This window comes from Pseudomonas sp. DVZ6, assembly GCF_024259445.1.
Taxonomy (GTDB): Bacteria; Pseudomonadota; Gammaproteobacteria; order Pseudomonadales; family Pseudomonadaceae; genus Aquipseudomonas; species Aquipseudomonas peradeniyensis.
In genome coordinates, this window is the sequence record NZ_JANCLM010000018.1 from 93,142 (window position 1) to 103,183 (window position 10,042).

General features: G+C 65.6%; 11 protein-coding genes. 4 read left to right on the top strand and 7 right to left on the bottom strand.

Annotated elements, in window-relative coordinates:
* Nucleotides 1-38: 38 nt before the first annotated feature.
* Nucleotides 39-983 carry a DMT family transporter gene (locus NMG10_RS12775; RefSeq protein WP_254464474.1) on the bottom strand — a complete coding sequence of 315 codons (945 nt, stop codon included), beginning with the start codon at nucleotides 981-983 and terminating at the stop codon, nucleotides 39-41.
* Between the two features lie 84 nt (nucleotides 984-1,067).
* Between NMG10_RS12775 and NMG10_RS12780 the strand changes: the two genes are divergently transcribed.
* Nucleotides 1,068-1,631: a helix-turn-helix domain-containing protein gene (locus NMG10_RS12780; protein ID WP_254464475.1), complete on the top strand. Its 564-nt coding sequence runs from the start codon at nucleotides 1,068-1,070 to the stop codon at nucleotides 1,629-1,631.
* 4 nt (nucleotides 1,632-1,635) lie between these two features.
* Here NMG10_RS12780 and NMG10_RS12785 read toward each other — a convergent pair whose 3' ends face one another.
* Entirely contained in the window at nucleotides 1,636-2,184 is a 549-nt protein-coding gene (locus NMG10_RS12785) for a cysteine hydrolase family protein (protein WP_254464476.1), read from the bottom strand.
* Nucleotides 2,185-2,266: 82 nt separating this feature from the next.
* Between NMG10_RS12785 and NMG10_RS12790 the strand changes: the two genes are divergently transcribed.
* On the top strand, nucleotides 2,267-3,244 hold the full coding sequence (locus tag NMG10_RS12790; protein WP_254464477.1) for a GlxA family transcriptional regulator: 978 nt from the start codon (nucleotides 2,267-2,269) through the stop codon (nucleotides 3,242-3,244).
* Here the strand turns inward: NMG10_RS12790 and soxR are convergent.
* Complete coding sequence (gene soxR / locus NMG10_RS12795; protein WP_203651936.1) at nucleotides 3,211-3,699, bottom strand: redox-sensitive transcriptional activator SoxR; 489 nt, start codon at nucleotides 3,697-3,699, stop codon at nucleotides 3,211-3,213. The genes NMG10_RS12790 and soxR overlap by 34 nt on opposite strands.
* Before the next feature lie 88 nt (nucleotides 3,700-3,787).
* Here soxR and NMG10_RS12800 point away from each other — a divergent pair, with 88 nt between their 5' ends.
* Entirely contained in the window at nucleotides 3,788-4,168 is a 381-nt protein-coding gene (locus NMG10_RS12800) for an antibiotic biosynthesis monooxygenase (RefSeq protein WP_203651937.1), read from the top strand.
* Here the strand turns inward: NMG10_RS12800 and NMG10_RS12805 are convergent.
* On the bottom strand, nucleotides 4,147-4,917 hold the full coding sequence (locus tag NMG10_RS12805; RefSeq protein WP_203651938.1) for a S9 family peptidase: 771 nt from the start codon (nucleotides 4,915-4,917) through the stop codon (nucleotides 4,147-4,149). The genes NMG10_RS12800 and NMG10_RS12805 overlap by 22 nt on opposite strands.
* Nucleotides 4,901-6,013 (bottom strand): DUF3182 family protein, encoded by a 1,113-nt coding sequence (locus NMG10_RS12810; protein ID WP_254464478.1) that lies wholly within the window; start codon nucleotides 6,011-6,013, stop codon nucleotides 4,901-4,903. Before NMG10_RS12810 ends, NMG10_RS12805 begins: the two co-directional genes overlap by 17 nt.
* 195 nt (nucleotides 6,014-6,208) lie before the next feature.
* On the opposite strand from NMG10_RS12810, the gene NMG10_RS12815 reads away from it, so the two are divergent.
* The gene (locus NMG10_RS12815; RefSeq protein ID WP_232856323.1) at nucleotides 6,209-8,011 is read left to right on the top strand and encodes an aminopeptidase P family protein; all 1,803 of its coding nucleotides are present in this window, start codon (nucleotides 6,209-6,211) and stop codon (nucleotides 8,009-8,011) included.
* Nucleotides 8,012-8,059: 48 nt separating this feature from the next.
* Here the strand turns inward: NMG10_RS12815 and NMG10_RS12820 are convergent, their stop codons facing one another.
* On the bottom strand, nucleotides 8,060-8,341 hold the full coding sequence (locus NMG10_RS12820; RefSeq protein ID WP_186714886.1) for a hypothetical protein: 282 nt from the start codon (nucleotides 8,339-8,341) through the stop codon (nucleotides 8,060-8,062).
* 185 nt (nucleotides 8,342-8,526) lie between these two features.
* Nucleotides 8,527-9,414: a threonine/homoserine exporter RhtA gene (gene rhtA / locus NMG10_RS12825; protein WP_203651943.1), complete on the bottom strand. Its 888-nt coding sequence runs from the start codon at nucleotides 9,412-9,414 to the stop codon at nucleotides 8,527-8,529.
* Nucleotides 9,415-10,042 lie beyond the last annotated feature (628 nt).

A 10,042-nucleotide genomic window follows, 5' to 3' on the forward strand; every position in this document is an offset into this window, starting at 1 on the left:
CGGCGCAAGGCCGCTCCTACACAGGGTGGTTGCCTTGCCTACAATCCCGCCTCGCGCTCGCGCGCCTCATCATCCTGCAAGGCGCTGGCCTCATCCTGGCGTCGGATCTTCAGCTCGCTCACCACCACTGCCAGCACGATCAGCAGCCCGCCGATCAGCGCCACGCCCGGCAGGCGCTCGCCGGCGATACGCCCGACGATACCGGCCCACACCGGCTCGCCAGCGTAGATCAGGGTAGCGCGGGTCGGCGAAACCGACTGCTGCGCCCAGTTCATCGCCACCTGGATCACCGCGCTCATGGCCCCCAGGCCCACCGCGCTTGCCAGCAGCAGCCAGGAAAAACCGGGCAGTTGCTCCTGGGTCGGCACGATCATCAGGAACGACAGCGCCGAGGCGGTGGCCAGTTGCACCACGGTGACCCGGCGCACATCGACCTTGCCGGCGTAGCGGCTGATCAGGATGATTTCGCCGGCAATCGCCACGGCGCTGACCAGGGTCACCAGTTCGCCTTCGCTGAAGTGCAGCGCGCCGCCCTCGGGGCCGGCCAGCAGCATCAGGCCGACGAAGGCCAGGCCGATGCCCAGGCTCGGCATCAGGCCCGGGCGCCGGCCCAGCACCAGCCATTGCAGCAGCGGCACGAAGGGCACGTAGAGCGCGGTGATGAATGCCGACTGGCTGCTGCTGATGGTCTGCAGGCCCATGGTCTGCAAGCCGTAGCCAAGCATGATCGACACGCCGATGAGCACGCCGGCCTTGAGCTCGATGAAGGTCAGCCCCGACAGCGAACGGGCCGACACCAGGCCGACGAACAGCGCGGCGGCGGCAAAGCGCAGTCCGACGAAGAACATCGGCCCGCTGACGGTCATGACGTTGTGTACGATCAGGAAGGTGCCACCCCAGAGCATGGTGATGAACACCAGCACCAGTTCGGCCTTGCTCAGGCGCAAGCTGACGGTGGGTTTGCGGGTGGGGGCCTGGCTCATGGTCTTGCGCACTCGGAAGGGGCGGCGCACAATTCGCCGCAAAGTGGGCAGTATACTGCGCATCCCCTACCAGTGAGCAATATAGTGCACAAAGATTCCGAGCACCGGGCATCGGTGCTGCAGCATGTCAGCCAGAACGTTCGTCGCCTGCGTGGCGACGCCGGCCTGAGCCAGGCCGTCCTGGCCGAGCGTTCCGGGGTCAGCCGGCGGATGCTGGTGGCCATCGAGGCCGGCGAGAAGAATGTCAGCCTCACCACCCTGGACCTGATCGCCGAAGCGCTGGGGGTGGCGTTCAGCACCCTGATCCAGGCGCCGGACCGGCGCGACCCCAGTCGCATCGAAGAGCTGGCCTGGGCAGGTGTGCACCCTGCCAGCCGCGCCGTGCTGCTCGGCAGCAGCCCGGCGCGCCGCGAGGTCGAGTTGTGGGAGTGGACCCTGGCCCCGGGCGAGTGCTACGCCAGTGAAGCCGACGCCGCCGGCTGGAGCGAGCAGATCTATGTGAGCGAAGGCCGCTTGACCCTGATCATAGAAGAAGGAGAGCGGCAACTGGGCAAGGGCGAGTTCTTCGTCTTCCCCAGCGACTGCCGCTACGCCTACCGCAACGATGGCCAGGAGCCGGTGCGTTTCGTGCGTAACGTGGTGATCTGAGCCCTCAAACGGCCAGCAGCTCGTCGGTACTGGCGACCCTGGCATAGGCGAACGCCAGCGCGGCCATTGCCGAGGCGTGCACATCGGCCGCCGCCACCCGCTTGCCGTCGAACTCCAACGCCAATGTTGCGCAGGCATCGTGGGCGACGCTGACTTCATAGCCGAAGTCGGCGGCGGCGCGGGTCGCGGCATCGATGCACATGTGGCTCATGCTGCCGGCGATGGTCAGTGCCTTGATGTCGTGCTGGTCGAGCAGCGCCTTCAGCTGGGTGTCGCGGAAGCTGTTGACCTTGTGCTTGAGCACTACCGTCTCGCTGGCTGCCGGCGCGACCTTGGGGTGGATCTGTGCGCCGACCGAGCCCGGCACGAAGAAGGGCGCGTCGGCGCTCTCGAACTCATGGCGCACATGCACCACCAGGTCGCTCCGCTCGCGGGCTGCGGCCAGCAACCGGGCGGCGTTGTCGGCGGCCGCCTCGGCGCCGTCCAGGGTCCATTTGCCACCGGGGAAGTAGTCGTTCTGGATATCGATGATGATCAGGGCGCGCTTGCTCATGGTGCCTCCTGCGGCAGTAGTGATGAACTGCCGATAGTTATAGGCTTGGGCGACCCGATCGAGGATAGGCGCGAGCGACACAATGACGGCAAAAACTGACAGCCTGGAAATCGGCGTGCTGATCTATCCCGGCGCGCAGAGCGCGGCGGTGCACGGCCTGACCGACCTGTTCGCGGTGGCCAACCGGGTCGCCGCGCAGCTGGGCGCCCATGATCTGCCAGTACTGCGAGTGACCCATTGGCAGCTCGATGGAGCGGGTCAGTTGCAGGTGGTGCATGACAGCCTGCCGGCGAACGGCCATGCGCTGCGGGCGCTGATGATTCCGCCGAGCCTGGCGGCGACCCCTTCGGCCGAGGTGTTGCAGGCCCATCGCGCCGCGCTCTGCCAGGTGCACAGCCAGGGCACCGTGCTGGCCTCGGTGTGCATCGGTGTGTTCCTGGTGGCCGGCAGCGGCCTGCTGGATGGTCGGGCGGTCTGCACCCACTGGAACTATGCCCAGGCCCTTACCGAACGCTTTCCCAGGGTGCGGGTACAGGGCAGCCAGCCGCTGCTCGACGACGGCGACATCGTCACCTCCGCCGGGCTGATGGCCTGGACCGACCTCGGCCTGCACCTGATCGAGCGCTTCCTCGGCCACACCCTGGCCCGCGAGACGGCCCGCTATCTTGCGGTCGAGCCCTCGCCGGCGCCGTTGCCCGGCGCCCTGTTCCAGCCGCGCCTGGACCATGGTGACGAGGCTGTTCTGAAGGTGCAGCACTGGTTGCAGGCAGAGGAGGCCCGGGATGCCAGCCTGGCCGACATGGCCGGTTGCGCGGGCCTCGAGCCGCGAACCTTCCTGCGTCGCTTTCGCGCCGCCACCGGCCTGCGTCCCACCGAATACGCGCAGCAGGTGCGGGTCGGCCGGGCCTGCCGCTTGCTGGAGTTCACCCGGCGCAGCGTCGACCAGATCGCCTGGGGCGTCGGCTATCAGGACCCCAGCGCCTTTCGCAAGGTGTTCCAGCGCCTGACCGGGATGACCCCCAGCGATTACCGTCGGCGTTTCGCGGTCATCAGCGGCTGAGCTTCGCTGGTGGTTGGGTGCGGCCCCGGGCCTTCATCGGCGAGGCGGTCGTGATGGTTGCGCAGCGGGCATTCCTTCAACGACATGCAGCCACAGCCGATGCAGCCGTCGAGCTGATCGCGCAGCATCACCAGCTCGTCGATGCGCCGGCTCAGGTCGTCGCGCCAGCGCGCCGACAGGCGCTGCCAGTCGTCGGCAGTGGGGGTGTGATCGCAGGGCAGGGCCTCCAGGGCGCTGGCGATGTCGGCCAGGGCGATGCCCAGGCGCTGGGCCATCTTGATCACCGCCACCCGGCGCAGCATGGCCCGTGGATAGCGGCGCTGGTTGCCGGCGTTGCGAGTGCTGTGGATCAGTCCCTTGGTCTCGTAGAAGTGCAGGGCGGTCACGGCCACGCCGCTGCGCGCGGCCAGCTGGCCGACGCTGAGCAAGCGCTCCTGGGCGGAAGGGGGCTTCATCGGCAATAAAATCCTTGACCTTGAGTTAGCTGGAGGTTTTACCCTCCACGACCATCTGCTGCAAGAGCCCGAAACGAGGAGATGCGTCATGGCGGCCAACACCCATTCCCTGTGGTTCACCCAGATGATCGAGTACGACGTGCCACCGTTGCGCCAGGACGCCCTGGCCGAGGCCCTGGTGGTGCGCAGCGAGCACCTCGCGCAACGCTGCGATGGTCTGCTGAGCGTCAGCATCCAGGTCAGCGACGACGGTCGTCGAGTGCTCCAGCACCTGCGCTGGCAATCGCGCCAGGCCTGGGTCGCCGCCGCCGGCTGCTTCATCGAGGAGCCGTTCCTCGACCTGCTGGGCGAGCACCAGGCCCGCGGGGTGAACTTCGCCGCGTACCAGACGCTGCGCAGCCTGGTGCGTGGCGCCGATGGCGGCCTGCATTGTCAGCTGGGTAGCACTCAGGCATACCAGGGCGCGTAGTGCGGGTAGCGGTCCAGGCGCGCGCCGATGACCATCTCGCTGATCCACGCCGTGAGTATGGCGCTGTAGGCTTTCTGGCTTTCCTCGCTGGACAGCGCGTGGTCGGCGCCGTCGACCAGGCGGTGGGTCATCGAGTGGGCGCCGACGAAGGCCGAGCGGTAGCTCATCAGCGTGCTGTGCGGCACATAGTCGTCCTGTTCGGATTCCACCAGCAGCACGTCGCCGGCGAATTCGGCGCAGGCGGCCAAGGCGCGGTTGTCGGCCGGCCCGAGGTCACGCAGGCGGTAGGCGTTGAGCCGCTGGCGGTCGAGGGCCTGCTTGGGCGCCTCCCATTCATCGTCCCAATAGAGGGCCGGTACCCTCAACGCCAGCCATTTGACTGGCCGGTGACGGGTGAGCAGGGTCGCCAGGTAGCCGCCATAGCTGCTGCCGATCACGGCGATGGCGCCGGGATCGACCGACGGGTGGCTAGCCAACCGGTCGTAGGCGGCCAGCAGGTCGGCCAGGTTCTGCTCGCGGGTGACGGTCAGGCGCTGGCTCTCGGTCTTTTCATGTCCGCGCAGGTCGAAGGTCATGCACACGCAGCCGAGCCCGGTGATCTGCCGGGCACGGGCCAGGTCGCGTTGCTGGCTGCCGCCCCAGCCATGGACGAAGAGGATCCCCGGCATGCGGCTGCCCGGGCTGACCAGGGTGCCGACGATGCTGTCACCCTCGACGTGCAGTTCCACGGTTTCACTCTCGATGGTCATGGTCGCGTATCCGTGCATATTTGCTGAGTTGTCCAAGTTCACTGTCATGGCCCTGATAGAACAGGGTGGCGTCGGCGGGCAGTTGCGTGTCGCCGAATACCTCGTGAGTCGAGGCGCGTAGCCGTTGCAGCGCCGGATCGGCGGCGAAGGCCTGCAGCGCAAGGACCTCGGCGGGGCTGGCACCGCCCAGGCGCCAGGACTGTTCAAGCACGCCGCTGCGCAGATGGCCGTGATGGTCCTGGCCGCGGGCGATGTCGTAGTTGCGACGTGAGGCGATGAAGCCCGGGAAGTAGCGTTCGGCGGCCTCTTCGTAGGTCATGGCCTGGTTGATGGCCAGGCGCAGGTGGTCCTCGAGCGGCAGTTGCAGCAGTTGCTGGTAGTCGCCGCGCACGATCACCAGGTCGGAGCCACCATACACCTCGGTGCCCGCATGATCGCGGGTGAGGTGCTGGGTGCCGTGATAGCTCAAGGTTAGCCCGGCCACGCGTACCTGCCCTACGCTGAAGGTCTCGACCTCGTCGAGGTCTTCTTCCAGTACCAATCCCCACAAGCTCAGTTGTTGTTCATCCATCGCCTCCAGCAGCGGCTCCAGGGCCAGCCTGTCGATGATCACCTCCTGGCCCCGGCCGGCGCAGGCCAGTACCGGCTTGATCCTTACCGGCCCATCGCGCAGCAGCAGTTCGGCGGCGCGGCGGGCGTCGGCCCTGGAGAACACGGTATAGCCGCGCAGCAGGGCGTCGCTGGCATGCTGGGCAAAGGCATCGGTCCAGCCGGGCGGAAAGCTGGCGTCGGCCGGCAGCGGGTGGGAGATGGCTTTGGTGGCCATGTGCGGATGGCTGACCATGCCACCGAACAGATCCTGTTCGTCGTGAATGCCCAGCGCTGCGTGACGCTCCTGATCGACCAGGGTCTGGGTCGGTACATAGTAGTAGCCGGTCGCATCGGATTGCGTGGGCGAAGGCTCGACCCGCTCGACATCCAGCAGACGCGCCAGGTGATCGGCGATCTTCAGGTGGACTGCGCGTTCATGCTCGGGTGTGTGCTCGCGGGTGTCGAGCAGCACGACGGCGCTTTTCGGTTCGCGTGAGTGGGGCATGCTCGGCCTCGCGTACGCACGGTATGTAAGGGTTGTGAAGGCCCGCAGCCGGTTTAGTTCAGGAGGATGGATCGACGGTCGTCAGGGCAGTTGGGGCAATGCATGCCTTGTTACGGTCGTGGAGATTGCGGGCGCCAGCCGGCTGTTCCATTATCAACGCCCTGGACCCGTCGACACCTATCCGCAGGAGTGCGCATGAACAGTCAGTCCCCCCTTCACGAATCCGTCCCGGCGCGTCTTGCCCGCGTGCGCGAGGTCATGACCCGGGAGGGCGTGGATGCCCTGCTGGTGCCTTCGGCCGACCCGCACCTGTCCGAGTACCTGCCGGGCTATTGGCAAGGTCGGCAGTGGCTGTCCGGGTTCCTTGGTTCGGTGGGGACGCTGGTGGTGACGGCGGACTTTGCCGGGCTGTGGGCTGACAGTCGTTACTGGGAACAGGCGGACAAGGAACTGGCCGGCAGCGGCATCGAGTTGATGAAACTGCGCCCCGGGGAGCCCGGGGCGCTGGAGTGGCTGGGTGCGCAAGTGTCCGGCACCGTCGCGGTGGACGGCGCGGTCATGGCCCTGGCCTCGGCGCGGCAACTGGGCGAGCGTCTGCAGGCGCGTGGCGCGACATTGCGCACGGATCTCGATTTGCTGGACCAGGTGTGGGGGGGGCGCCCCTCGCTGCCGGGCAATCCGGTGTACCAGCACCTGCCACCCCATGCCACGGTCAACCGTGCGCAAAAGCTCGCCGAGTTGCGCAGCACACTGCGGGAGAAGGGCGCCGACTGGCATTTCATCGCCACCCTCGACGACATCGCCTGGCTGTTCAACCTGCGGGGTAGCGATGTCTCCTACAACCCCGTGTTCGTTTCCTTCGCCCTGGTCAGCCAGGACAAGGCGTTCCTGTTTGTCGGGCGTGACAAGGTCGATAGCCACCTGCGCCAGGTACTGGCGGCCGATGGTATCGAGGTTCGCGACTACGTTGGGGTCAATGACGCGCTGGCCGCGATTCCGGCTGCGGCGAGTCTGCTGGTAGATCCGGCGCGGGTCACCCGTGGCCTGCTGGACAACCTGCACGAGCAGGTGCGGCTGGTCGAGAGCATCAACCCGACTACCCTGAGCAAGTCGCGCAAGGGGGAGGGGGACCTCGTCCATATTCGCCAGGCCATGGAGCAGGATGGCGCGGCGCTGTGCGAGTTCTTCGCCTGGTTCGAGGCGAACCAGGGGCAGGAGCGGATCACCGAGCTGACCATCGACGAGCAACTGAGCGCGGCCCGGGCCCGTCGTCCTGGTTATGTGTCGTTGAGCTTTTCGACCATTGCCGCGTACAACGCTAATGGCGCGATGCCACATTACCGAGCTACGGACGAGTCCCATGCCGTGATCGAGGGTAATGGCCTATTGTTGATCGACTCCGGGGGACAGTACCTGGGGGGCACTACGGACATTACCCGTATGGTGCCGATCGGTGAGCCTAGCCAGGCACAGAAGGCCGACTGCTCGCGGGTGCTCAAGGGCATGATCGCGTTGTCGCGCGCGCGATTCCCGCGAGGCATTCTTTCGCCGTTGCTGGATGCCATCGCGCGAGCGCCGATCTGGGCGGATCAGGTCGATTACGGTCATGGCACCGGTCATGGTGTCGGCTACTTCATGAATGTGCACGAAGGCCCGCAAGTGATTGCCTACCAAGCTGCGCCGGCGCCGCAGACAGCGATGCAGCCAGGCATGATCAGTTCGATCGAGCCGGGGACCTACCGGTCGGGCGAATGGGGCGTGCGCATCGAGAACCTGGTGGTCAACCGCCAGGCGGGTAGCAGCGAGTTCGGTGAGTTCCTTGAGTTCGAAACGCTGACCCTGTGCCCGATCGATACGCGCTGCCTGCTCGTCGAGAAGCTCGGTAGCGAGGACATTGCCTGGTTGAATCGCTATCACCAGACGGTGCGCGAACGGCTGGCCCCGTTGCTGGCTGGGGACGCGTTGGCATGGTTGGAGCAGCGTACTGCGCCGATCTGAAACAGGCGGGCCTGAAAGCGAAAGGGCAGCCCTTGGCTGCCCTTTTCGTTATTTGCAGATCACGATCATGCTGCGGCTGGTGTAACCGGCGGGGTTGATACCGAATACATAGTCGCCAGGCTCTTCGTCGGTGTCGCCGGAGCGGGCGATGACCTTGTAGCCCTTGCTGCTGCAGGCGCTGGCGGCTTTGCTATAACACTTGTCCCACGACGAGGAGAGCCCCGAGCAGTTGATGTGCAGGCCCTTCTTCCCCCGTTTCACCTCGGTGTTGGCTGTCGCGGCGCATCCCGCGATGGCCAGGATGCCCAGAATGAGCAAAATACGTTTCATTCCTGTCCTTATCGGCCCGACTGCTTTAACGGACCTGTCGTTTGCGCTTTGCCTCTTCCCTGATGATCCCCGGCGTCCATGTGCCGCCCAGTAGATAGCGTCAAGATGATGATTGGGTGACAGCTTAATCAGCCAGGCCGGGTGGTACAAGGTTGCAGGTCAGCTAAATGCAAATATTTCTCAAATCAGTCGGCGGCAACGGGCGGTGCTGTATCCCGTTTCATGGAAAGTGTCGCCCCCACCGACGCGGTGATGATGGCAAGAATCGCCAGCCATTGCCAAAGGGTGAGTTTCTCACCCAGGAAGAGTAGGCCGGACAACGCGCCAAAGGCCGGTTCGATGCTCATCAGCGTGCCGAAGGTACGGGCGGGCATGCGGGTCAGGGCGACCATTTCCAGGCTGTAGGGGAGGGCTGTCGACAGAATGGCCACGCCCAGGGCCACTGGCAGGAGCGCGGGTGTCAGCAGGGCACTGCCGGCGTGGACGATACCGATGGGGGCGACGAACAGCGCGGCGATCACAACGCCCAGGGCTGCGGTCTGGATGCCGTTCTCGGCACCGGCTTTCTGTCCATAGAGGATGTACAGCGCCCAGCACACGCCTGCCCCCAGGGCATAGGCGGCACCGACTGGGTCCAGCCCGCCACCGGTCTGGCCGACAGGAATCAGCAGCAGCAGGCCGGCGACCGCCAGGGCGATCCACAGGAAGTCCAGCGCCCGTCGCGAGGCCCATAGCGCCACGGCCAGTGGGCCAGTGAACTCGAGGGCGACGGCGATACCCAGTGGCACACTGCGCAAAGACATATAGAAGAGGAAGTTCATGCCGCCCAGGGCCATGCCGTAGATGATCACACTGCGCAGGGTGCTGGCGTCCAGGCGTGCGCGCCAGGGGCGTAGTAGCAGAAGCATGATGACGCTGGCGAAGATAAGGCGCAGGGCAGTGGTGCCCTGGGCGCCGACGATGGGGAACATGCTCTTGGCCAGTGATGCCCCGGACTGGATGGAGGCCATGGCGATCAGCAGCAGACCGATGGGGAACAGCGTGGCGGTCAGGCTGCGGTTTGGGGTGTTCATGGGGGTTTCCGATTATTGTGCGCGCTAGGGTGCGCAATATAGTGCGCAACGGGAGGGTGGGTTGGCAAGGTTGGGATAGGGTTGGTGGGTGGTGTGAGGGCTGGGAGGTGCCTGCCTTGGGGTTGTGTTGTGTTTCAGAGGTGTCCGCCGAAGATTCTCTGGCGCCTATGAGATCGAGCGCCGCCCGCGCGGCGCATCGCGGCACAAGGCCGCTCCTACATCTGTTTCGGGCCAATCATTCCTGTGAATGAGGCGGCGCCAGCCTTGGTGCATGCCTCAAGTCGTGCGGAGCGGCAGTGGTGCCCACGCCGAAACCGCGCCGGACCAACAAGGCTGGCAACCATGGCCTGACAGGTTCGGCACGTTGCAACAAATGTAGGAGCGGCCTTGTGCCGCGATGCGCCGCGCGGGCGGCGCTCGGTCTCACAGGCGCTGCAAGGGTCGTGGCGAACACCTTGAGGCCCTGACGCGGTCTTTTCCCCCGATATTTCAATTTGATGAAATTAACGGTTGACGCCCTCTCAGATCCCCTTATAATGCGCCCCACTTCCGACGTAGTCGAAACGAAAAATCTTTTGTTAATCAAAAGGTTGAATGTTTCAGGTGGTATCGGAGGTGCTTCGATCAC

What these genes read in the sequence shown, in the direction of transcription:
- NMG10_RS12775 (WP_254464474.1), bottom strand. Translation starts at nt 983, where the DNA reads ATGAGCCAGGCCCCCACCCGCAAACCCACCGTCAGCTTGCGCCTGAGC.
- NMG10_RS12785 (WP_254464476.1), bottom strand. Translation starts at nt 2,184, where the DNA reads ATGAGCAAGCGCGCCCTGATCATCATCGATATCCAGAACGACTACTTC.
- NMG10_RS12790 (WP_254464477.1), top strand. Translation starts at nt 2,267, where the DNA reads ATGACGGCAAAAACTGACAGCCTGGAAATCGGCGTGCTGATCTATCCC.
- soxR (WP_203651936.1), bottom strand. Translation starts at nt 3,699, where the DNA reads ATGAAGCCCCCTTCCGCCCAGGAGCGCTTGCTCAGCGTCGGCCAGCTG.
- NMG10_RS12800 (WP_203651937.1), top strand. Translation starts at nt 3,788, where the DNA reads ATGGCGGCCAACACCCATTCCCTGTGGTTCACCCAGATGATCGAGTAC.
- NMG10_RS12805 (WP_203651938.1), bottom strand. Translation starts at nt 4,917, where the DNA reads ATGACCATCGAGAGTGAAACCGTGGAACTGCACGTCGAGGGTGACAGC.
- NMG10_RS12810 (WP_254464478.1), bottom strand. Translation starts at nt 6,013, where the DNA reads ATGCCCCACTCACGCGAACCGAAAAGCGCCGTCGTGCTGCTCGACACC.
- NMG10_RS12815 (WP_232856323.1), top strand. Translation starts at nt 6,209, where the DNA reads ATGAACAGTCAGTCCCCCCTTCACGAATCCGTCCCGGCGCGTCTTGCC.
- NMG10_RS12820 (WP_186714886.1), bottom strand. Translation starts at nt 8,341, where the DNA reads ATGAAACGTATTTTGCTCATTCTGGGCATCCTGGCCATCGCGGGATGC.
- rhtA (WP_203651943.1), bottom strand. Translation starts at nt 9,414, where the DNA reads ATGAACACCCCAAACCGCAGCCTGACCGCCACGCTGTTCCCCATCGGT.